Origin of the sequence: Pseudomonas sp. P7779 (assembly GCF_013386315.1) — a bacterium.
GTDB lineage: Bacteria > Pseudomonadota > Gammaproteobacteria > Pseudomonadales > Pseudomonadaceae > Aquipseudomonas.
Genome location: NZ_JACARZ010000040.1, coordinates 33,170 through 53,595, shown reverse-complemented (window position 1 = coordinate 53,595; position 20,426 = coordinate 33,170). Strand labels below are relative to the sequence as shown.

General features: G+C 62.1%; 22 protein-coding genes and 1 riboswitch. Of the genes, 13 read left to right on the top strand and 9 right to left on the bottom strand.

Annotated elements, in window-relative coordinates; genetic code table 11:
- Positions 1–9 precede the first annotated feature (9 nt).
- Together HX869_RS13405 and rpoE are read right to left on the bottom strand one after the other, a co-directional pair.
- The gene (locus HX869_RS13405; RefSeq protein WP_003172479.1) at positions 10–597 is read right to left on the bottom strand and encodes a sigma-E factor negative regulatory protein; all 588 of its coding nucleotides are present in this window, start codon (positions 595–597) and stop codon (positions 10–12) included.
- 31 nt (positions 598–628) lie between these two features.
- Entirely contained in the window at positions 629–1,210 is a 582-nt protein-coding gene (gene rpoE, locus HX869_RS13400; protein ID WP_003172477.1) for an RNA polymerase sigma factor RpoE, read from the bottom strand.
- A gap of 468 nt (positions 1,211–1,678) precedes the next feature.
- On the opposite strand from rpoE, the gene nadB reads away from it, so the two are divergent.
- The gene (nadB, locus tag HX869_RS13395) at positions 1,679–3,295 is read left to right on the top strand and encodes an L-aspartate oxidase (protein WP_003211997.1); all 1,617 of its coding nucleotides are present in this window, start codon (positions 1,679–1,681) and stop codon (positions 3,293–3,295) included.
- Here the strand turns inward: nadB and HX869_RS13390 are convergent.
- Positions 3,264–3,716, bottom strand: a complete 453-nt coding sequence (locus HX869_RS13390; RefSeq protein ID WP_008437845.1) for a protein YgfX — start codon at positions 3,714–3,716, stop codon at positions 3,264–3,266. The genes nadB and HX869_RS13390 overlap by 32 nt on opposite strands.
- Positions 3,700–3,954 carry a succinate dehydrogenase assembly factor 2 gene (locus HX869_RS13385; protein ID WP_003212000.1) on the bottom strand — a complete coding sequence of 85 codons (255 nt, stop codon included), beginning with the start codon at positions 3,952–3,954 and terminating at the stop codon, positions 3,700–3,702. The genes HX869_RS13390 and HX869_RS13385 overlap by 17 nt, the downstream gene beginning before the upstream one ends.
- A 139-nt stretch (positions 3,955–4,093) precedes the next feature.
- Here HX869_RS13385 and HX869_RS13380 point away from each other — a divergent pair, with 139 nt between their 5' ends.
- Both HX869_RS13380 and HX869_RS13375 read left to right on the top strand, forming a co-directional pair.
- Positions 4,094–5,035, top strand: coding sequence for a folate-binding protein YgfZ (locus HX869_RS13380; protein WP_178903184.1), 942 nt, complete (start codon positions 4,094–4,096; stop codon positions 5,033–5,035).
- 36 nt (positions 5,036–5,071) lie between these two features.
- Positions 5,072–5,893 carry an HDOD domain-containing protein gene (locus HX869_RS13375; protein ID WP_178903183.1) on the top strand — a complete coding sequence of 274 codons (822 nt, stop codon included), beginning with the start codon at positions 5,072–5,074 and terminating at the stop codon, positions 5,891–5,893.
- Here HX869_RS13375 and HX869_RS13370 read toward each other — a convergent pair whose 3' ends face one another.
- Positions 5,894–7,279 carry a sensor histidine kinase gene (locus HX869_RS13370; protein WP_003212006.1) on the bottom strand — a complete coding sequence of 462 codons (1,386 nt, stop codon included), beginning with the start codon at positions 7,277–7,279 and terminating at the stop codon, positions 5,894–5,896. It lies immediately after the preceding gene.
- Positions 7,272–7,943, bottom strand: coding sequence for a response regulator (locus HX869_RS13365; protein ID WP_003212008.1), 672 nt, complete (start codon positions 7,941–7,943; stop codon positions 7,272–7,274). Before HX869_RS13365 ends, HX869_RS13370 begins: the two co-directional genes overlap by 8 nt.
- Before the next feature lie 236 nt (positions 7,944–8,179).
- On the opposite strand from HX869_RS13365, the gene HX869_RS13360 reads away from it, so the two are divergent.
- The 5 genes from HX869_RS13360 to HX869_RS13340 all read left to right on the top strand — a co-directional run bounded on the left by HX869_RS13360 (position 8,180) and on the right by HX869_RS13340 (position 13,610).
- Positions 8,180–9,460 carry an OprD family porin gene (locus HX869_RS13360; protein ID WP_178903182.1) on the top strand — a complete coding sequence of 427 codons (1,281 nt, stop codon included), beginning with the start codon at positions 8,180–8,182 and terminating at the stop codon, positions 9,458–9,460.
- 28 nt (positions 9,461–9,488) lie between these two features.
- Entirely contained in the window at positions 9,489–10,475 is a 987-nt protein-coding gene (locus HX869_RS13355) for a tripartite tricarboxylate transporter substrate binding protein (RefSeq protein WP_166742143.1), read from the top strand.
- 130 nt (positions 10,476–10,605) lie between these two features.
- On the top strand, positions 10,606–11,064 hold the full coding sequence (locus tag HX869_RS13350) for a tripartite tricarboxylate transporter TctB family protein (protein ID WP_008437838.1): 459 nt from the start codon (positions 10,606–10,608) through the stop codon (positions 11,062–11,064).
- A 1-nt stretch (position 11,065) separates the two neighbouring features.
- The gene (locus HX869_RS13345; RefSeq protein WP_003212016.1) at positions 11,066–12,580 is read left to right on the top strand and encodes a tripartite tricarboxylate transporter permease; all 1,515 of its coding nucleotides are present in this window, start codon (positions 11,066–11,068) and stop codon (positions 12,578–12,580) included.
- Entirely contained in the window at positions 12,573–13,610 is a 1,038-nt protein-coding gene (locus tag HX869_RS13340; protein ID WP_003212018.1) for an AbrB family transcriptional regulator, read from the top strand. Before HX869_RS13345 ends, HX869_RS13340 begins: the two co-directional genes overlap by 8 nt.
- 68 nt (positions 13,611–13,678) lie before the next feature.
- Here HX869_RS13340 and ung read toward each other — a convergent pair whose 3' ends face one another.
- Complete coding sequence (gene ung, locus HX869_RS13335; RefSeq protein WP_003212020.1) at positions 13,679–14,371, bottom strand: uracil-DNA glycosylase; 693 nt, start codon at positions 14,369–14,371, stop codon at positions 13,679–13,681.
- A 135-nt stretch (positions 14,372–14,506) separates the two neighbouring features.
- On the opposite strand from ung, the gene HX869_RS13330 reads away from it, so the two are divergent.
- A complete protein-coding gene (locus tag HX869_RS13330; RefSeq protein ID WP_177028564.1) occupies positions 14,507–15,619 on the top strand; it encodes an enoyl-CoA hydratase/isomerase family protein in 1,113 nt (370 codons plus the stop codon).
- Here the strand turns inward: HX869_RS13330 and HX869_RS13325 are convergent.
- Positions 15,613–16,062, bottom strand: coding sequence for a DUF3757 domain-containing protein (locus HX869_RS13325; protein ID WP_178903181.1), 450 nt, complete (start codon positions 16,060–16,062; stop codon positions 15,613–15,615). The two genes, HX869_RS13330 and HX869_RS13325, sit on opposite strands and share 7 nt — an antisense overlap.
- A 160-nt stretch (positions 16,063–16,222) precedes the next feature.
- Positions 16,223–16,579 carry a hypothetical protein gene (locus tag HX869_RS13320; protein ID WP_003212026.1) on the bottom strand — a complete coding sequence of 119 codons (357 nt, stop codon included), beginning with the start codon at positions 16,577–16,579 and terminating at the stop codon, positions 16,223–16,225.
- A gap of 302 nt (positions 16,580–16,881) precedes the next feature.
- Positions 16,882–16,982: riboswitch (guanidine-I (ykkC/yxkD leader) on the top strand.
- 61 nt (positions 16,983–17,043) lie between these two features.
- On the opposite strand from HX869_RS13320, the gene HX869_RS13315 reads away from it, so the two are divergent.
- From HX869_RS13315 to HX869_RS13300, 4 genes are read left to right on the top strand one after another with little or no spacing between them, the layout of a single operon-like run.
- Positions 17,044–18,111, top strand: a complete 1,068-nt coding sequence (locus tag HX869_RS13315; protein ID WP_178903180.1) for a putative urea ABC transporter substrate-binding protein — start codon at positions 17,044–17,046, stop codon at positions 18,109–18,111.
- Between the two features lie 12 nt (positions 18,112–18,123).
- Positions 18,124–18,939 (top strand): ABC transporter permease, encoded by an 816-nt coding sequence (locus tag HX869_RS13310; RefSeq protein ID WP_003212030.1) that lies wholly within the window; start codon positions 18,124–18,126, stop codon positions 18,937–18,939.
- Positions 18,936–19,700, top strand: coding sequence for an ABC transporter ATP-binding protein (locus HX869_RS13305; RefSeq protein WP_178903179.1), 765 nt, complete (start codon positions 18,936–18,938; stop codon positions 19,698–19,700). Before HX869_RS13310 ends, HX869_RS13305 begins: the two co-directional genes overlap by 4 nt.
- Positions 19,697–20,422 (top strand): urea amidolyase associated protein UAAP1, encoded by a 726-nt coding sequence (locus HX869_RS13300; RefSeq protein ID WP_178903178.1) that lies wholly within the window; start codon positions 19,697–19,699, stop codon positions 20,420–20,422. Before HX869_RS13305 ends, HX869_RS13300 begins: the two co-directional genes overlap by 4 nt.
- Positions 20,423–20,426: the final 4 nt, after the last annotated feature.

Genomic DNA, 20,426 nt, shown 5'->3' with positions numbered 1-20,426 from the left:
CTTGGCGGACTAGCGGTTTTCCAGGCTTGCAGCGCGAGCGTAAGGCAGAGCGCTTTCAGTGCCTTTCAAGGCCGATTCCTGTGCGTGTTGGCGCAGGTAGCCTGGAAGACGCTGATCCTGCCAGCCGGATTGCCCTTGAAGTACACCGTTGGCCATAGGCCCGGTAGTATCGGAGCTTTCCTTGTAGCCGGCCAGTACGGCTGGCCCCTTGACCTGCGGGCCGGCCATGACCGGTTGCTGGGTCTGCTGGGCCAGTTCGGCACCGGCGATTTCGTCCTGGTTGTACAGGCGAACACCTGCCAATACAGCGACGGTCACCGAAGCAGCGACTGCCAGACGGCCCAGGCTACGCCAAGGACCGCGAGCAGCTTTTGCCGGAACGGCTTCATCAGCCAGTGCAGCAGAAACGGCCGCAGCAATATCCAGACGAGGGATTAGAAGATCCTTGTGCATCACCGCCCGAGCGACTTGGTAACGAGACCAGGTATCACGGGTTTCGGCATCATCAAATGCATTAAGCACTCGACGAAGTTCCAGTTCATCCGCTTCGTTATCCATCACTGCGGACAGCGATTCCTGCAGGGCATCACGACTCATGGCGGTTCCTCTCTTGGCTGTCGCCGCTGTCTCAGTTTTCCTGCAACAACGGCTGCAGGGCTTTATCGATGGCTTCCCGAGCCCGGAAGATCCGGGAGCGTACGGTACCCACCGGACATTGCATGACGCTCGCAATGTCTTCGTAACTCAGACCATCGAATTCACGTAAAGTTAACGCCGTACGCAAATCTTCTGGCAGTTGTTGAATAGTGCGATGGACGGTTCCTTCGATCTCGTCGCGCAGCAATGCACGCTCCGGCGACTCGAGATCCTTGAGGCCGTGATCACCATCATAAAATTCAGCATCTTCCGAACTAACATCACTATCCGGCGGGCGGCGACCGCGAGAAACCAGATAGTTCTTCGCCGTGTTAATGGCGATGCGATACAGCCACGTGTAAAACGCACTGTCACCGCGGAAATTACCGAGTGCACGGTACGCCTTGATAAAGGCTTCCTGTGCAACGTCCTGCGCTTCATGGGTGTCGTGCACAAACCGCACGATCAACCCGAGAATTTTGTGCTGGTATTTCAGCACTAGCAGATCAAATGCCCGCTTGTCGCCGCGTTGAACGCGCTCGACCAGCTGCTGATCCTCTTCCTGGGTTAGCATGAACACTCCTCGTTGTACTTGAAGGAGGCTTGCATAACTAATCGATCAGGCTTGCAAACATAGACTCGGACTTTTCGCAAAAGTTCTCCCCCTCCAAGCAAGTTTCCGGCGCGCACTGATTTGGCACACACGAAAAACGCAGCGCGGGCAATGCCGGCTGCGCGAATAATCTGTCGCCAGTTTCCTGACGCGCCTGACACAGACGCGGCTCAGCAAATCCAGCGTGTTCCCAGCTTTCGGGCATCCTGCTATTGAGTCGGGGCCTATGCAAAAAGTTCCCATCCCAATCGCTGTCCGTTTCATGAAAGCCGTGCAGTTCGTTGCCCGTAGTCTCACAATGCCACGAATGCCCGGCTATTGTGCCGCTCCCCCCCTCTATATACTAGTGGGCCGTGTCACCCTTTGATTCGCCGATCCAGGCGTCCTGTTTGCGCCCCCCTACGGATCGCTTTTTGCGGAATCCTTCAAATGAGCCAACAGTTTCAACACGATGTCCTGGTGATTGGCAGCGGCGCTGCGGGCTTGAGCCTTGCACTGACCCTGCCGGGCCACCTGCGCATAGCCGTACTGAGCAAGGGCGACCTCGCCAATGGCTCGACGTTCTGGGCCCAGGGCGGTGTCGCCGCGGTGCTCGATGACACCGACACGGTGCAATCCCACGTCGAAGACACCCTGAATGCCGGCGGCGGCCTGTGCAATGAAGAGGCGGTGCGCTTCACCGTCGAGCATAGCCGCGAAGCCATCCAGTGGCTGATCGACCAGGGCGTGCCCTTCACCCGCGACGAACATTCCGGCACCGACGACGGCGGCTTCGAGTTCCACCTGACCCGCGAAGGCGGCCACAGCCATCGGCGGATCATCCATGCCGCCGACGCCACCGGCGCCGCGATCTTCAAGACCCTGCTCGCCCAGGCCCGGCAACGCCCCAACATCGAACTGCTGGAACAGCGGGTCGCCGTCGACCTGATCACCGAAAAGCGCCTTGGCCTGCCGGGCGAACGCTGCCTCGGCGCCTACGTGCTCAACCGGGCCAGCGGCGAAGTCGACACCTACGGCGCGCGCTTCACCATTCTCGCCTCGGGCGGCGCAGCGAAGGTCTACCTCTATACCAGCAACCCCGACGGCGCCTGCGGTGACGGCATTGCCATGGCCTGGCGTTCGGGCTGCCGGGTGGCGAACCTGGAATTCAACCAGTTCCACCCCACTTGCCTGTATCACCCGCAGGCCAAGAGCTTCCTGATCACCGAAGCCCTGCGCGGCGAAGGCGCACACCTGAAGCTGCCCAACGGCGAACGTTTCATGCAGCGCTTCGACCCACGAGCAGAACTGGCCCCGCGGGACATCGTCGCCCGGGCCATCGACCATGAAATGAAGCGCCTGGGCATCGACTGCGTCTACCTGGACATCAGCCACAAGCCCGAAGCCTTCATCAAGACCCATTTCCCGACGGTCTACGAGCGCTGCCTGGCGTTCAATATCGACATCACCAAGGGCCCGATCCCGGTCGTCCCGGCGGCGCACTACACCTGCGGCGGCGTGATGGTCGACCAGAACGGCCGCACCGACGTGCCCGGCCTGTACGCCATTGGCGAAACCAGCTTCACCGGCCTGCACGGCGCCAACCGCATGGCCAGCAATTCGTTGCTGGAGTGTTTCGTGTACGCCCGCTCCGCCGCCGCCGACATCCTTGAACAGCTGCCGCGCATCCCGGTGCCGGCCGCCCTGCCCCGCTGGGACGCCAGCCAGGTGACCGATTCGGACGAAGACGTGATCATCGCCCACAACTGGGACGAGTTGCGGCGCTTCATGTGGGACTACGTGGGCATCGTGCGCACCAACAAGCGCCTGGCGCGGGCGCAGCACCGGGTTCGACTGTTGCTGGATGAGATCGACGAGTTCTACAGCAACTATAAAGTCAGCCGCGACCTGATCGAGCTGCGCAACCTGGCCCAGGTGGCGGAACTGATGATCCGCTCGGCCATGGAGCGCAAGGAAAGCCGGGGATTGCATTACACCCTCGACTACCCGCAAATGCTGCCCGAAGCACGCGACACTATTCTGGTGCCAACCACCTACGGCGGCTGAACTTCAAGCGCACCCGCAGGCGCCGATGCACATCGGTAGCCTGCGAATCCCGTGGCACGCAGATCGAACGCACCCGCCAGTCACCCTGCACCCGAAAGCGCAGCACCACGATCAACGGCAACGCCAGGCTGTCGGGGCGCAGTTGCACGCTGTGCCAGCCACGCGCGGCGCTCCACAACTGCCAGCCATCCTCGTCGCGACGCAGGCCACGGATCGACGAACGGTGAGTCAGCAGGATATGACGCGGCAATACCCAACCGGCATGGGCCAGGCACAACAAGGCGCCAAAGGCTCCGAACCACGGGGACACATCGAGAAACCACAGCGCACCCAGTGCGAACGCCTGGGCGAAAAGATAAGCCGCCAGCAACTGCCCGGAGGCGTGCCAGCGGCATTCGAACGTATTACTTGGGCTGGACACGATCCAGAATCATCCGAACCATGCGCTGCAGCTCCGGGTCTTCCGATTCGGCGCGTTCCATGAACCAGCCGAACATGTCCTGATCCTCGCATTCCAGCAGCTTGCGGTAGCAGTCGCGGTCGACGTCGTTGAGGTGCGGATAGACCTCCCTGACGAACGGTACCAGCAACACGTCCAGTTCAAGCATGCCGCGGCGGCTGTGCCAGTAGAGGCGATTGAGTTCTACATCTTCGACCATGGAGCGCTCCTCAAATAGAGCGCAAGTATACAGGCCGAAGCTGCCTGGAACAGTCGGCTTTGGTCGGCCATACGGAAACTATCCATTTGCCGGGCGCCCCTCTATGATGCACTCATGACTTTTTAACCTGCGATGACCCATGGCTGACTCTGCTTTTTTCTGCCCCCTGTCCCACGAAGGCGTTCTCGCCGTCCGCGGTGCCGACGCTGCCAAGTTCCTCCAGGGACAACTGACCTGCAACCTTAACTACCTGAGTGACACCCAGGCCAGCCTGGGCGCGCGCTGCACCCAGAAAGGGCGCATGCAGTCGAGCTTCCGCATCCTGCTGCAAGGCGATGGCGTGCTGCTGGCCATGGCCACCGAACTGCTGGAGCCACAACTGGCGGACCTGAAAAAGTACGCCGTGTTCTCCAAATCCAAACTCACCGACGAAAGCGCTGCCTGGGCGCGTTTCGGTGTGTCGGATGCCGATCAGGTACTGGCCGGCCTCGGCCTCCAACTACCCGCCGAGACCGACAGCGTGGTGCGCAGCGATGACCTGATCGCCATCCGCGTATCGCCGGGCCGTGCCGAACTCTGGGCTCCCGCCGCCCAAGCTCAAACCCTGCACAGCCAACTCGCCGCACAATTGCACGAAGGTGAACTGAACCAATGGCTGCTGGGCCAGATCCGTGCCGGTATCGGCCAGGTCATGCCCCAGACCCGCGAACTGTTCATCCCGCAGATGCTCAACCTGCAAGCCGTCGGCGGCGTCAGCTTCAAGAAAGGCTGCTACACCGGCCAGGAAATCGTCGCGCGCATGCAGTATTTGGGCAAACTCAAGCGTCGCCTGTATCGCCTGAGCCTGAATGCCGGCGAGCTGCCTGAGCCCGGCACCCCACTGTTTTCCCCGAATCACAATAGTGCCATCGGCGAGGTGGTGATTGCCGCCCGTGCCGATCAGGCGATTGAACTTCTAGCGGTGCTGCAAGCCGAAGCAGCAGAGAGTGGCGATGTGCATGTAGGCACGCTGGAAGGCCCGGGCCTTCAACTGCTCGACCTGCCCTACCAGCTGGACCGTGATCGCGAGATCCAGCGCTGATCGTCGTACCTTTTTGCTACACCCTAGAGATCTTGAATGAACAAGCTGGCGGAAAAAGTCCAACAGGCGTTGGTTGTGGCCATCGATAACGATGACCTGGTTCTGCCAACGCTGCCGGAAGTGGCCCTGAACATTCGCCAGGCCGCCGAAGACCCGGACATCAGCATCAGCCACCTGAGCAAAGTGATCGGCCGTGACACTGCCTTGTCGGCACGGCTGATCAAAGTGGTCAACAGCCCGCTGTTGCGCGCGACCCAGGAAGTCACCGACCTGCACACCGCCATCACCCGCCTGGGCACCAACTACAGCAGCAACCTGGCGATCGGCCTGGTGATGGAACAGATCTTCCACGCCCGTTCCGAAGTGGTCGAACAGAAGATGCGCGATGTCTGGCGGCGCAGCCTGGAAGTGGCCGGCGTGAGCTATGCGTTGTGCCGCAACCACAGCCAGTTGAAGCCTGACCAGGCGGCGCTGGGTGGGCTGGTGCACCAGATTGGCGTGCTGCCGATCCTGACCTACGCCGAAGATCACTATGAACTGCTGTCCGATCCGGTCAGCCTCGATCACGTGATTGAAAGCATCCACCCGTTGCTGGGGGACAAGCTGCTGCGGCGCTGGGACTTCCCGGAAATGCTGGTGAACCTGCCGGCGCAGTACATGGACCTTGAACGCGACTCCGAGCGCCTGGACTATATCGACCTGGTGCAGGTCGCCGTGTTGTATTGCCACCGCGGCACTGACCACCCGCTGGCCAGTGTGCCGATATCGACGGTACCTGCGATCAAGAAACTGCGACTCGACCCCTACAGCGACACCTTGCGCGCCGAGCTGGATGAAGCACGGTCGATGTTCTACTGACTACCCCGCGATAAAACTGACCCGCACTTTCAAACCCGCCAACTCTCCGTCATGCAAGCTGATCTGCGCCAGATGTGCCCGGCAGATCTCGCCAACAATCGCCAACCCCAAGCCCGCCCCCAAGCCCTGCTGGCTGCGCCGATAGAAGCGCTCGAACACTCGGTCCCGCTCATCCAGCGGGATGCCCGGGCCGTCATCTTCCACCTCAAGTACCGCCGGCGCCGTGACCCGCAGGATCACGTTGCCGCCCGGGGGCGTGTGGGCCAGGGCATTGTCCACCAGGTTGCTCAACAACTCGTTCAACAAGGTGGGCTCGCCCCGCAGCCACACCGGTTCATCCGCCTCCAGCGCCAGGGCCACGCCACGCGCATGGGCCAGCGGCGCCATGGCCATGCCCAGCTCGCGAGCCAACTGGCTCAGGTCCAGCAACTGGGCCCCGCCTTCGGCAATCGCCCGGGCGCCGTTTTCGATGCGCGCCAGCGAGAGCAATTGATTGGCCAGGTGAGTCAGGCGATCAGTGCCCTGGGCTGCGGTTTCCAGGGTGGTGCGCCAGGTAGCCGGGTCTTCGGCACGCAGGCCAAGCTCCAAGCGTGCCTTGAGCGCTGCCAACGGAGTGCGCAGCTCATGGGCGGCATCGGCAATAAACTGTGCCTGGCGCTCGAACTGCCCGCGCAGGCGTTCGGTGAAATGGTTGAGCGCATGTACCAGCGGGCCCAATTCATGCTGCACCTCCACCAGCGGCAATGGCCGCAGGTCATCGGGCTGACGCTCTTCCACGGCCGTGCGCAAGCGCTCCAACGGCCGCAGCGCCGCACTCACGGCAAAGAACACCAACAACAATGCACCGATGGCCAGCATCCCTAGGCGCAGCAAGGTATCGGCCATCAGGCTGCGCGCCATCGCCACCCGCGCTTCGTCGGTTTCGGCCACGCGGATTTCCGCCATGCCGTTCATGTTCGGTTCGGAGACTGCCTTGAGCAGGCTGACCACTCTCACGTTCTGGCCCTGATACCTGGCGTTATAAAAGCGCGCCAGCGCCGGATAGTCATCGGTGCGTGGAGTGCCCGGCGGCGGGCCCGGCAGGTTTTCGTAGCCGGAAATCAGCTTCTGGTGAATATCGTTGACCTGGTAGTAGATCCGCCCGGCGCTGTCATAGGCGAACGTATCCAGGGCGACGTAGGGCACATCGGCACTCAAGGTGCCGTCGCGGTGGGACAGGCCGGCCGCAATGGTCCGCGCCGAGGCCAACAGCGTGCGGTCGTAAGCCGTGTCCGCCGCCTCGCGCCCATTCCAGTAAGCGCTCAAGCCGCTGGCAATCATCAACACCACCAGCAACAGCGCCAGGTTCCACAGCAGGCGCCAGCGCAGGCTGCTGGGCTTATGCATCGCGGGCTTCCAGCAGGTACCCCAGGCCACGGAAGGTGACGATGGCCACAGGCTGGCCATCGAGTTTCTTGCGCAGGCGGTGCACGTAGATTTCGATGGCATCGGGGCTGGCCTCTTCATCCAGGCCAAACACCTGGGAGGCCAGTTGCTCCTTGCTCATCACCCGGCCAGGACGCGCGATCAGCGCCTCAAGCACCGCCTGCTCGCGGGAGGTCAGGGTCAGCAGTTCACCACCCAGGGTGAAGCGCCGCGTATCCAGGTCGTAAATCAGCACGCCACACGCCTGTTGCCGCTCACCGCCCAGCACGCTACGGCGCAGCAGCGCCTTGACCCGGGCCTCCAGCTCCGTCAGTTCGAACGGCTTGGCCAGGTAGTCATCCGCGCCCAGGTTGAGGCCATGCACGCGGTCCTTCACATCACTGCGTGCGGTCAACATCAACACCGGCAGATTTTTCCCACGGGCCCGCAGGCGCGCCAACACTTCAAAACCGTCCATGCGCGGCAGGCCCACATCGAGAATCGCCACCGCGTATTCCTCGCTGCTCAAGGCCAGGTCCGCCGCCACTCCATCGTGCAACACGTCGACGGTCAAACCCGTGCTCTTGAGCGCCTGGGCGACACTTTCGGCTAGCTGCAAATGGTCTTCGACCAGAAGGACACGCATGGGTTTTTACCTCGTTCGGGGGTGGTCGGCGCCACGCTTTGCCGGGGAGTTTACAGGCGCGGCCTGCGCTGTGAAGCCCGAAAACATTGAAAGGCGACTGAAAGGTTAGTGAAAGCTTCGCCCTTTAGCATCCAGCCACGGTGGGTTTCGCCTGCCGAGCTATTTCACCCATAGCGCCCGAAAAACGCCTCGAAGCGTTTTCGCCAAAATAAGAACAATAACGGAGTACACCCACGATGCTGCGCACACAGCCGCCTGCTCGTTCTTCTCGTATCACCCAGACCGCCCTTGCCAGTGCCGCCGCCCTCGCCGGCTTTTCGCCCGTAGGCCAGGCCGCCTTTTTCGAGGACAGCACCGCCACCCTCGAAACCCGCAACATGTACTTCAACCGCGACTTTCGCGACGGCACCAGCGCACAACAATCCAAGCGCGACGAGTGGGCCCAGGGCTTCATGCTCAACCTGCAGTCGGGCTATACCGACGGTACCGTCGGCTTCGGCGTGGATGCGCTGGGCATGCTCGGGGTCAAGCTCGACTCCAGCCCCGACCGCACCGGCACCGGGCTGTTGCCGACCCACGACGACGGCCGCGCCGCCAACGAATATTCCAAACTCGGCCTGACCGGCAAAGTGAAGATCTCCGCCACCGAGCTGAAGATCGGCGCGCTGATCCCCGAATTGCCGATCCTCAAGCCCAACGACGGGCGCATCCTGCCGCAGACGTTTGAAGGCGGCCTGCTCAGTTCCAGGGAATTCAAGAACCTGGTGTTCACCGGCGGCCGCCTGAACAAGGCCAAGGACCGCGACGACACCAACTACGAAGACATCGGCCTCAACAACAAGAACAGCCGCTTCCTCAGCGGCGCCACCGGCAAGCATTTCGACTTCGGCGGCGTGGACTACAAGTTCGCCGACAAGATCACCGGCAGCTACCACTTCGCCCAACTCGACGACGTGTACCGCCAGCATTTCCTCGGCCTCGTGGCCTCGCGCCCGATGGGCCCCGGCACCTTCGGCGCCGACCTGCGCCTGGCCGTCAGTGACGACACCGGCGCGGCGCGCGGCGGCAAGATCGACAACACCTCCCTCAACGGCCTCTTCAGCTATGCCCTCAATGGCCATAAGCTCAGCGCCGGTTACCAGCACATGTCCGGCGACAGCGCCTTTCCCTACGTGGACGGTAGCGATCCTTACCTTGTCAACTTCGTGCAGATCAACGACTTTGCCGGCGCCGAAGAACGCTCCTGGCAGGCTCGCTACGACTACGACTTCGCCAAGCTGGGGATTCCCGGCCTGAGTTTCATGAGCCGTTACCTGTCGGGTGACAACATCAAGCTCAAGAACGGCGAGACCGGCAAGGAGTGGGAACGCAACAGCGAGATCCGCTACGTGGTGCAAAGCGGCACGTTCAAGGACGTGGCCGTGCGTCTGCGCAATGCCACCTACCGTTCCAACTATTCGGCCCGTGATGCGGATGAAGTGCGCCTGCTGGTGAGCTACAGCGTCGCACTCTGGTAACAGCAACCTCATAACAACAATGATGGAGATGAACATGACCCTTTCACTGCGTAAATTTGCCCTGACGGCCAGCTGCATGCTGTTCGCCAGCCAACTGCTGGCCGCCGAGCCCAAGCGCCCGGAGTGCATCGCCCCGGCGTCCCCTGGCGGTGGTTTCGACCTGACCTGCAAACTGGCGCAGAGCGCGCTGGTCAACGAGAAACTGCTGAGCAAGCCGATGCGCGTGACCTACATGCCCGGCGGCGTGGGCGCGGTGGCCTACAACGCCGTCGTGGCGCAGCGTCCGGCCGACGCCGGCACGCTGGTGGCGTGGTCCAGCGGCTCGCTGTTGAACCTGGCCCAGGGCAAATTTGGCCGCTTCGATGAAAGCGCCGTGCGCTGGCTCGCGGCCGTCGGCACCAGCTACGGTGCCATCGCGGTGAAAAACGATTCGCCCTACAAAAACCTCGACGATCTGGTCAAGGCCCTGAAGAAAGATCCGGGCAGCGTGGTCATCGGTTCCGGCGGCACCGTCGGCAGCCAGGACTGGATGCAAACCGCCCTGATCGCCAAGGCCGCCGGCATCAACCCGCGTGACCTGCGCTACGTGGCACTGGAAGGCGGCGGCGAGATCGCCACCGCCCTGCTCGGCGGCCATATCCAGGTAGGCAGTACCGACATCTCCGACTCCATGCCGCACATCCTCAGTGGTGACATGCGCCTGCTGGCGGTGTTCTCCGACGAACGCCTGGACGAGCCGGAAATGAAGAACATCCCGACCGCCAAGGAACAAGGCTACGACATCGTCTGGCCGGTGGTGCGTGGCTTCTACCTCGGGCCAAAAGTCAGCGACGAAGACTATGCCTGGTGGAAAGACGCCTTCGACAAACTGCTGGCTTCCGAAGAGTTCGCCAAGCTGCGTGACCAGCGCGAGCTGTTCCCGTTCGCCATGACCGGCCCGGAGCTGGACACCTACGTGAAGAAACAGGTGGCTGACTACAAAGTGCTGGCCAAAGAGTTCGGCCTGATCCAGTAATCGCCCCTCTGTGGGAGCGGGCTTGCTCGCGAAAAACTTCAACGATGACGCGTGCTGCCTGTATAAACGCGACGTCCTGGCGTTCTTCGTGAGCAAGCTCGCGCCTACAAGAGTCTCCAAGGAGTTTCCCATGCTCTTACAACGCATTTTCGCCTCAGTGATGTTGCTGGTCTGTGCCGGCCTCGCACTGATGGCCTGGCCATATCAGGCGTCGTTTTCCTACGAGCCGGTAGGGCCTCGGGCCTACCCGCTGCTGATGCTCGGGCTGATGGGCCTGGGCCTGATCTACATGCTGTTTCGTCCACAGCCCACCAAGCACACAGAAGAAGAGCCCGCGCTGGACCGCCAGACCCTGATCAAGATCGGCATCTGCGTCGGGTTGCTGCTGGTGTTTGCCGGCACCTTCGAACCCTTGGGTTTCATCCTCAGCAGCATGCTGATCGGCATTCCGATGGCGCGCCTGTATGGCGGCCGCTGGATGCCCAGCGTGGTGATCGTGACCTTGATGAGCATCGGTCTTTACCTGCTGTTCGACAAGGCCATGGATGTACCGCTGCCGCTCGGCCTGCTTGAAGTTCTGGAGAACTGATATGGATACGTTCAGCTATTTGGGCCAGGGCTTCGGCGTTGCACTGACCCCTTACAACCTGATCACCGCACTGTGCGGCACCTTGATCGGCACCGTGGTCGGCCTGTTGCCGGGCCTTGGGCCGATCAACGGCGTAGCGCTGTTGATCCCCATCGCATTTGCCCTGGGGCTGCCGCCTGAGTCGGCCTTGATCCTGTTGGCGGCCGTGTACCTGGGCTGCGAATACGGCGGGCGCATCAGCTCGATCCTGTTGAACATCCCGGGTGAAGCTTCCACCGTGATGACCACCCTCGACGGCTACCCGATGGCTCGCAAAGGCCTGGCGGGCGTGGCGTTGTCGCTGTCGGCGTGGAGTTCGTTCATCGGTGCGTTTATCGCCACCTGCGGCATGGTGCTGTTCGCCCCGCTGCTGGCCAAATGGGCGATTGCCTTCGGCCCGGCGGAATATTTCGTACTGATGGTGTTTGCCATCGTCTGCCTGGGCGGCATGGCCGGTGACAAGCCGCTGAAGACCTTTGTCGCGGCCTTGATCGGCCTGTTTCTGTCAGCAGTGGGTATCGATGCCAACAGCGGCGTATACCGCTTCACCGGCGATAACATCCACCTGACCGACGGCATCCAGTTCGTGGTGCTTGTATTGGGCCTGTTCTCCATCAGCGAGATCCTGTTGCTGCTGGAAAAAACCCACCGTGGCCAGGAAGCCGTGAAAGCCACCGGACGCATGATGTTCAACCTGAAGGAAGCTTCCGCGGTATTCGTCGTGAATATTCGCTGCGGCCTGCTGGGTTTCATCATGGGCGTATTGCCGGGCGCGGGTGCCACACTGGCCTCGGCCGTGGCCTACATGACCGAAAAACGCCTGGCCGGTGCCAGCGGTAAATTCGGCCAGGGCGACATGCGCGGCCTGGCGGCTCCGGAAACCGCGATCGGCGCTTCCGCCTGCGGCGCCCTGGTGCCGATGCTGACCCTCGGCGTACCCGGCTCGGGCACCACGGCGGTGATGATCGGCGCCCTGTCGCTGTACAACATCACCCCCGGCCCGCTGCTGTTCCAACAGCAACCGGACATCGTCTGGGGCCTGATCGCCTCGTTGTTTATCGCCAACATCATGCTGGTGATCCTCAACATCCCGATGATCCGCATCTTCACCCGCATCCTTGCCGTGCCGAACTGGGCACTGGTGCCGGTGATCGCCATCATCACTGCGATCGGTGTGTACGCGGTTCACGCCACCACCTTCGACCTGTTCCTGATGGTCGGCATCGGCATCTTCGGCTACATCCTGCGCAAGCTGGATTTCCCGCTCTCGCCGGTGCTGCTGGGCTTTATCCTCGGCGGGTTGATGGAGCAGAACCTGCGTCGTGCGCTGTCGATTTCCAACGGCGAATTGCAGATCCTCTGGTCGAGCCCGATCACCTTCGGCGTGTGGGTACTGACGGCCTTGATGCTGTTGTTCCCGCTCCTGCGCATCTGGCGCAAGCGTTCCCTGCAGCGTCGTGCCGTGGCCGATGTCTGAGGCCACGTTCAGAAACTGGTGGGCAACACCGCTGGTCGGTCTGCTGGGCGGGTATCTCGCCAGCCAGATCGGCTGGCCACTGCCGTACATGGTCGGCTCGTTGCTGGCGATCATCCTGGTGCGCTGCCTGACACCCTGGCAGCTCGCGGAAATTCCCGGCGGCCGCAAATGCGGCCAATGGGTGGTGGGCATCGGCATCGGCCTGCACTTCACCCCGGTGGTGATCGAGCAGGTGATGAGCCACTTCGGCCTGATCTTCTTCGGCGCGCTGGTCACCAGCCTCTCCAGCATTGTGGGCGTGTGGTTGATGCGCCGCAGCGGTGAAGACCGTGCCACAGCGTTTTTCTCGAGCATGCCGGGTGGGTCGGGGGAGATGGTCAACCTCGGCGCACGCAACGGCGCAGTGCTCAGCCGCGTCGCGGCGGGCCAGAGTTTGCGGGTATTGGTGGTGGTGCTCTGTGTGCCGGCGGCGTTCAAGTATTTGCTGGGGGAAGGTGCCCCGCAGTTTCATCCGGCGACGGTGGATTGGACCTGGCTGGCGCTGCTGTTTCCCGTCGGCGCCCTGGTGGCCTGGGGCTGGCAACGCTTGCGTCAGCCAAACCCCTGGCTGTTCGGGCCGCTGCTGGTCAGTGCCGCCGCCAGCATTACCTGGGACTTGCACATCGGGCTGCCCGACGGCGGCAGCCAGATCGGCCAGTGGCTGATCGGCAGCGGCCTGGGCTGCCACTTCAACCGGCAGTTCTTCCGGCGCGCGCCGTTGTTCATGGGACGTACGTTGATCGGTACGGCGTTGACCATGTTGATTGCGACGCTGGCGGCTGTGGGCTTGAGCGCACTCACACATCTGGACCTGCGTTCGCTGACACTGGGCATGATGCCAGGCGGAATTGCGGAAATGAGCCTGACGGCGGAAACCCTGCAATTGTCGGTGCCATTGGTGACGGCGATGCAGGTGATGCGTTTGTTGTTTGTGCTGTTTCTGGCGGAGCCTTTGTTTCGGCACTGGAACCGGCAGCCAGACAAAATCTGAAGCCTAAGAGACATTCAATTGTAGGAGCTGTCGAGCTTTAGCGAGACAGCTCCTACATTGGAGCTATGTCAAACCGGCGGCAATCGCCACTCGATCGGCGTCTCGCCATTCTGCTCAAGAAACTTGTTGGTGCGGCTGAAATGCCCGCAGCCAATAAACCCTCTATAGGCCGACAACGGCGACGGATGCACCGACGTCAGCACCAGGTGCTTGGTAGCGTCGATCAGCTTCTGCTTGCCCTGCGCATGGGCGCCCCACAGCAAGAACACCAGGTGCGGCTGATGCTCGCTCACCACTTCAATAATCCGATCGGTAAAGAACTGCCAGCCCTTGCCCGCATGGGCGTTGGCATTCGCGCGCTCCACGGTCATGGTGGTGTTGATCATCAGCACGCCCTGGTCGGCCCAGCTTTGCAGGTAGCCGTGGTTGGGAATGTCGATGTTCAGGTCACGCTTGAGTTCTTTGTAGATATTGACCAGCGACGGCGGTGCCGGCACGCCCGGTTGCACCGAGAAGCACAAGCCGTGGGCCTGGCCCGGGCCGTGATACGGGTCCTGGCCGAGGATCACCACCTTGACCTTGTCCAGGGGCGTTGAGTTGAGTGCGTTGAAGATCATCGGGCCGGGTGGATAGATCTCCTTGCCTGCCGCGTGCTCCTGGCGCAGGAATTCCCGCAACTGGGCCATGTACGGCTGGTCGAACTCGTCACGCAGGGCGTGTTTCCAGCTGGGTTCGAGTTTGATACGGTCGTCGGTGGTCATGGTTACGCTGTCTAGTCAAAAGAATGAGGCGAACCCTAGGAAAGCCGACCTTGCTTGTCAATTGATCTGACGCAGATACCGCACTTTCCTGCGAAGCGATCATACTGAACCTTCACTTTCTCGATTGAGGTCATGATGAACCTGCACTTCGAAGAGCTGATTGGCACCGGCGGCGCCCGCGTTGGCATCGCCAGCCTGGACGCGGAAAAATCCCTCAATGCCTTGTCGTTGCCGATGATCCTGGCCCTGAGCGAACGCCTGGACGCCTGGGCCAAAGACCCGCAAATCGTCTGCGTGCTGCTGCGCGGCAATGGCCCCAAGGCTTTTTGCGCCGGTGGCGAAGTGCGCAGCCTGGCCCAGGCCTGCCGTGAACATCCCGGCGAAGTACCGGCGCTGGCCGCGCAATTTTTCGCCGCGGAGTACCGCCTCGACTACCGCCTGCACACCTATCCCAAACCGCTGATCTGCTGGGGCCACGGCTATGTGCTGGGCGGTGGCATGGGCTTGCTGCAAAGCGCCGCCGTGCGCATCGTCACTCCGAGCAGCCGCCTGGCCATGCCGGAAATCAGCATCGGCCTGTACCCGGACGTGGGCGCCAGTTGGTTCCTGTCTCGCCTGCCCGGCAAGTTGGGGTTGTTCCTCGGCCTGACCGGCGCGCATATGAATGGCCGCGACGCCCTGGACCTGGGCCTGGCTGACCGTTTCCTGCTGGATGAACAACAAGACGAACTGCTTGAAGGCCTGCTGCAACTGAACTGGCAGGAACAGACCGACATGCAGCTCAACAGCCTGCTCAAGGCCCTGGCCCAGGAAGCCACCGGCCAGTTGCCCGAAGCCCAATGGCTGCCGCGCCGTGGGCAGATCGACGAGTGGCTGGACGTGGGGGATGTGCGCTGTGCGTGGCGAGCCTTGAGCCAGTTACGCGATCACACCGACCCGCTGCTCCGCCGCGCAGGCAAGACCCTGAACGAAGGCTGCCCGCTGACCGCGCACCTGGTGTGGGAACAGATCCAGCGAGCGCGGCACCTGTCCCTGGCCCAGGTGTTCCAGATGGAATACACCTTGAGCCTGAACTGCTGCCGTCACCCGGAATTCAGCGAAGGTGTGCGGGCGCGGTTGATCGACAAGGACCAGCAGCCACACTGGCACTGGCCGGACATCAACTTGATCCCCGAGGCCGTGGTGCAGGCGCACTTCCACAAGGTCTGGGAAGGGCGGCATCCGCTGGCGGACCTGTCTGACTATTGAGCGCCCGTCGGCGCTTTTTTGCCCTCGAACGTGAAGGCACAATTATCGGGTTGGTGGTCGTCGCACTGGAAAATCTGTTGCCCGAAAGCATCGGTGCCCGGCACCCAATGCGTGGTATCTGCCAGCGACATCGCCCCCCCGGCTTGAGCCGTGCCGTACCTCAGGGTGACTGTCTTACCCCTCAGGGTTTTATAAATGCACTTTTCCAGATAGCCCTGCTTGCGCTCGTCCTGCTCGCTAGGAGTAAAAAGCGCGCCGACAAAGGTTTCCACGAATTCCCCGCCGCTCATTGCCTGGCTTATCCATGGCGAGTCGCTGTCAGTTCCCTGAAAGTGACCGTCAACGTAGCGTACAGCGCTCGGGTAAGGACAGGATTGCGCTGCTGCCAACGTACTGACGCCAAGAAAAGCAAAAAATAACAGGTAGAGCGGGCTGACGTTCATGTCATGGGTTCCATCAGTCGATGCTGGAAGCGATACGCCAAACAGGCGACTGCTCCCAATTAACTACAGGCGTAACCCACAGGATAGCTGTCAAATATGACAGTGCCGACCAACGGTAAACAAAAACGGCGCCTGAGCGCCGTTTTTCCAATTATTCCTATCAGCGATGACCGCCGCCACGGCCTCCACCCTGACCACCACCCTGGCCATGTCCGCCACCATTACCCCAGTGACTGTTGCCCCAACCCTGGTTTGGGTAAGGCCGATAACCCGCGCGCGGCCCCGCAGGATAATAGCGCGGCGCCGGCTGGTAATAACGCGGCGACGGGTAATAACGCTGCGGTGGCGGGTAGTAACCCTGGCGGTAATGGTAATACGGGCCGCCGCCGTAGTAATACGCCGGCGCGGGCGCCGTGTAGACCTCGGAACCGTAGTAGGCCTGGCCGCCACCGTAATAAGGCGCGCACGCAGAAAGGGTCAAGCCGAGCAAAGCGATGAGAAGCAGTCGACGATACATGGCGGCCTCCTGGACCGCGGAAGAGCACACCCAGCGACGCTGGGGGGCGGCAAACAGCTTTCACTGCCTGACGAAATATCTGACATCAAAAACGGAATCTGGTGCGATTTAGACATAGATTGATACATCTGCCGGTCGCCTCATTGCAGTGCAACCCCGCACCACCACAATGCATATTCCCTGCACGTTTCTCCCTCCTCCTCGCGCCAAACCACGCCATTACTGCGCCCGTGCCACTTGGCACGACTCTCGCTTTACCTCTCCCGTGCAGGAGTCATCACAGGTTCGCGGCACCACAATTTGCAATGGCTGACTAGGGTTCCGGCTCGCTAAGGCGAGTGGCTGGTCCGAGAGTCGGCGACCTCCAGTTGAGGTTACACGGCGGGATAAAAGCCCGGGAGACAAGCCACCGTTCACGGTGCCGCGTTGCTCCTGCTCGCCCTTGATCAACTGGAGAAGCATCCATGCCCTCGATACGTTTACCCGCCCTGCTCGCCGCCGCCTTCGCCGCCGTGGTGAGTTTTTCCGCCCAAGCCGCCCCCAAAGACCATTTCAGCGTGTGCTGGACGATCTATGCCGGCTGGATGCCGTGGGAATACGCCGGCAGCCAAGGCATCCTCGACAAGTGGGCCAAGAAGTACGGCATCAAGATCGACATGGTGCAGCTCAATGACTACGTCGAATCCATCAACCAGTACACCGCCGGCCAGTTCGACGGCTGCACCATGACCAACATGGACGCCCTGACCATTCCCGCAGCCGGCGGCGTGGACAGCACCGCGCTGGTGGTCAGCGACTTCTCCAATGGCAACGATGGCGTGGTCATCAAAGGTGAAGGCAAGACCGTCGCCGACCTCAAGGGCATGAACGTCAACCTGGTGGAACTTTCCGTGTCCCACTACCTGCTGGCCCGCGCCCTGGAGTCGGCCAACCTCAGCGAAAAAGACCTGAAAGTGGTCAACACCTCCGACGCCGACATCGCCGCCGCCTTCAACACCGACCAGGTCAAGGCCGTCACCACCTGGAACCCGATGCTCTCGGAGATCAAGGCCAAGCCCGGCGTCACCGAAGTGTTCGACTCCAGCGAAGTGCCCGGCGAAATCATGGACATGATGGTGGTCAACACCCAGACCCTCAAGGACAACCCCAAGCTGGGCAAAGCGTTGACCGGCGCCTGGTTTGAAGTGGTGGCGCTGATGAACGCGAAAAACGCCGCCAGCACCGACGCCCTGGAACACATGGCCAAGGCCTCCGGCACCGACCTCAAGGGCTTCCAGTCGCAACTGGACACCACCAAGCTGTTCGCCACGCCCAAGGAAGCCCTGGCCTTTGCCACCAGCGCGCAGTTGCCCGCCACCATGGGCAAAGTCGCCGAGTTCTCGTTTAAACACGGCCTGCTGGGTGAAGGTGCCAAGGACACCAACGCCGTGGGCATGAGCTTCGCCAATGGCGTGACCCGCGGTGACACCGCCAACCTCAAGCTGCATTTCGACCCCAGCTACGTACAGATGGCCGCCGACGGCACGCTGTAAGAGGACCCGGCCATGCGCCTGATCAACCGTCACCCGGAACGCTCCAGTCGCCTGCTGTTGGTGCTGCTGCCCTTCGCCCTGCTGCTGTTCGCCTACTTCGTGGGCTCGGCCGAGCGCCTGGCAGACAACCCCAACGACAAGCTGCTGCCCAGCGCCGCACAAATGGGCGACGCAGTGAAACGCCTGGCCTTCAGCGCCGACACTCGCACCGGTGAATACGTGCTGTGGCAAGACAGCGCCTCAAGCCTGCGCCGCCTGGCGATCGGCCTGGGCATCAGCGCCCTCGCCGGCCTGTGCCTGGGCATTGCAGCCGGCACCTTGCCGCTGTTTGGCGCACCGTTGTCCCCCTTGCTGACGGTGCTGTCGATGGTGCCGCCGCTGGCGATCCTGCCGATCCTGTTCATCGTGTTCGGGCTGGGGGAATTGTCGAAAGTGATGCTGATCGTGATCGGTATCACCCCGGCCCTGGCGCGGGACCTGGAACAGCGGGCACGGGAAATTCCCGTGGAGTTGCTGGTGAAGGCGCAGACCCTCGGCGCCTCCACCTGGACCCTGATGCTTCGGGTGGTGCTGCCGCAATTGCTGCCGCGCCTGCTGATCTCCCTGCGCCTGATGCTCGGCTCGGCGTGGCTGTTCCTGATTGCAGCCGAAGCCATCGCCTCAACCGACGGTTTGGGTTACCGGATCTTCCTGGTGCGCCGCTACCTGGCGATGGACGTGATCCTGCCCTACGTGGTGTGGATCACCCTGCTGGCCTGGCTGATGGACTGGGGCCTCAAGGCCCTGACCCGGCGCGCGTTTCCCTGGTACGAAGGAGCGCGGGCATGAGCTTTATCAGCGTCAACAATGTGTGGCAGCGCTATGGCGATCAGGTGGTATTGGAGCGCCTGAACCTGCACGTGGCGGAAGGCGAATTCTGCACCCTGGTCGGCACCTCCGGTTGCGGCAAATCGACCTTCCTGCGCCTGCTGCTGGGGCAGGAAACCGCCAGCCATGGCGAGATCCTGCTGGACGGTAAACCGCTCGCCGCCGAACCCGATGCCAGCCGTGGCGTGGTGTTCCAGCGCTACTCGGTGTTCCCGCATCTGACGGTGCTGGACAACGTTGCGCTGGGCCTTGAGTTGCCGCGTTCAGCGTTGCTCGGCCGCCTGTTCGGCAGCGCGAAAAAACAGGCGCGGGAACAGGGCGCAGCCCTGCTGCATAAAGTCGGTTTGGGCCATGCCCTGGACAAGTACCCGGCGCAGCTTTCCGGCGGTATGCAGCAGCGGCTGGCCATCGCCCAGGCGCTGATCATGAAGCCCCGCGTGTTGCTGCTGGACGAACCCTTCGGCGCCCTCGACCCGGGCATTCGCAAAGACATGCACCTGCTGTTGCTGGAGCTGTGGCGCGAAACCAGGCTGACGGTGTTCATGGTCACCCACGACCTGAGTGAAGGCTTCAGCCTCGGCACCCGCTTGCTGGTATTCGACAAGGTGCGCCTCGACCCACACGCCCCCGGCGCCTACGGCGCCCGCATCACCTACGACATCCCTTTGAACAGCGAGCGCCGCAAGGCGATCGCCGCCGAACTTGGAGCCACTTCCAAATGACCGACTCAACTCAATTGTTCCCACCCTTCGCCGAGGAAATGCTCCCCGGCGGCGGCCACCGTTCCTTTGTACTCAAGCGCAGCCAACTGCTGCGCCTCACCGACATTCGCGGCGGCGCCAACGTCAGCCTGACCCTGCTCAATGCCAATGAAAAAACCGAGCGCCTGAACCTGCCCGACAGCCTCAAATGCCAACACACCGCCAAGCTCACCAGCGGCCATTGCCTGTACTCGGACATGGGCCGCGTGCTGGCTGCCATCACCGCCGACACCTGCGGCTGGAGTGACAGCATCGGCGGCGTTTCATGCGCCTCCGAGGTCGCGGAAAAATATGGCAAAGGCCGCTATCAAGAGCTGCGCAACGGCTTCTACCGCAACGGCACCGACAACCTGCTGGTGGAACTGGGCAAGTGGGGCCTGGGGCTGTCCGACCTGCTGATGACCCTCAACCTGTTCAGCAAAGTCACGGTAGATAAAGCTGGCAGCCTGCACTTTGTCCCCGGTCACTCCAAGGCCGGCGACTACATCGAACTCTACGCACCGATGGACACACTGGTGGTGCTCACCGCGCTGCAACATCCCATGGACCCCAACCCCGAGTACGCGCCGCAGCCGCTGAAACTCAGCTGGATGAACGCCGACCCAAGCGTCGCCGAACACTGCCGTACCTCGCGCCCGGAAAACGAGCGCGGCTTTATCAACACCGACCGTCTGTTCGCCTGAGGAC

Excerpts from the sequence above, each read along its gene's own strand:
- HX869_RS13405 (WP_003172479.1), bottom strand. The coding sequence starts at position 597 with ATGAGTCGTGATGCCCTGCAGGAATCGCTGTCCGCAGTGATGGATAAC.
- HX869_RS13305 (WP_178903179.1), top strand. The coding sequence starts at position 18,936 with ATGAGCTTTATCAGCGTCAACAATGTGTGGCAGCGCTATGGCGATCAG.
- HX869_RS13365 (WP_003212008.1), bottom strand. The coding sequence starts at position 7,943 with ATGCGTGTCCTTCTGGTCGAAGACCATTTGCAGCTAGCCGAAAGTGTC.
- HX869_RS13300 (WP_178903178.1), top strand. The coding sequence starts at position 19,697 with ATGACCGACTCAACTCAATTGTTCCCACCCTTCGCCGAGGAAATGCTC.
- HX869_RS13380 (WP_178903184.1), top strand. The coding sequence starts at position 4,094 with ATGGCTGACTCTGCTTTTTTCTGCCCCCTGTCCCACGAAGGCGTTCTC.
- HX869_RS13345 (WP_003212016.1), top strand. The coding sequence starts at position 11,066 with ATGGATACGTTCAGCTATTTGGGCCAGGGCTTCGGCGTTGCACTGACC.
- HX869_RS13370 (WP_003212006.1), bottom strand. The coding sequence starts at position 7,279 with ATGCATAAGCCCAGCAGCCTGCGCTGGCGCCTGCTGTGGAACCTGGCG.
- HX869_RS13315 (WP_178903180.1), top strand. The coding sequence starts at position 17,044 with ATGCCCTCGATACGTTTACCCGCCCTGCTCGCCGCCGCCTTCGCCGCC.
- HX869_RS13320 (WP_003212026.1), bottom strand. The coding sequence starts at position 16,579 with ATGTATCGTCGACTGCTTCTCATCGCTTTGCTCGGCTTGACCCTTTCT.
- HX869_RS13375 (WP_178903183.1), top strand. The coding sequence starts at position 5,072 with ATGAACAAGCTGGCGGAAAAAGTCCAACAGGCGTTGGTTGTGGCCATC.
- HX869_RS13330 (WP_177028564.1), top strand. The coding sequence starts at position 14,507 with ATGAACCTGCACTTCGAAGAGCTGATTGGCACCGGCGGCGCCCGCGTT.
- HX869_RS13325 (WP_178903181.1), bottom strand. The coding sequence starts at position 16,062 with ATGAACGTCAGCCCGCTCTACCTGTTATTTTTTGCTTTTCTTGGCGTC.
- HX869_RS13355 (WP_166742143.1), top strand. The coding sequence starts at position 9,489 with ATGAACATGACCCTTTCACTGCGTAAATTTGCCCTGACGGCCAGCTGC.
- nadB (WP_003211997.1), top strand. The coding sequence starts at position 1,679 with ATGAGCCAACAGTTTCAACACGATGTCCTGGTGATTGGCAGCGGCGCT.
- HX869_RS13385 (WP_003212000.1), bottom strand. The coding sequence starts at position 3,954 with ATGGTCGAAGATGTAGAACTCAATCGCCTCTACTGGCACAGCCGCCGC.
- HX869_RS13310 (WP_003212030.1), top strand. The coding sequence starts at position 18,124 with ATGCGCCTGATCAACCGTCACCCGGAACGCTCCAGTCGCCTGCTGTTG.
- rpoE (WP_003172477.1), bottom strand. The coding sequence starts at position 1,210 with ATGCTAACCCAGGAAGAGGATCAGCAGCTGGTCGAGCGCGTTCAACGC.
- HX869_RS13350 (WP_008437838.1), top strand. The coding sequence starts at position 10,606 with ATGCTCTTACAACGCATTTTCGCCTCAGTGATGTTGCTGGTCTGTGCC.
- HX869_RS13360 (WP_178903182.1), top strand. The coding sequence starts at position 8,180 with ATGCTGCGCACACAGCCGCCTGCTCGTTCTTCTCGTATCACCCAGACC.
- ung (WP_003212020.1), bottom strand. The coding sequence starts at position 14,371 with ATGACCACCGACGACCGTATCAAACTCGAACCCAGCTGGAAACACGCC.
- HX869_RS13340 (WP_003212018.1), top strand. The coding sequence starts at position 12,573 with ATGTCTGAGGCCACGTTCAGAAACTGGTGGGCAACACCGCTGGTCGGT.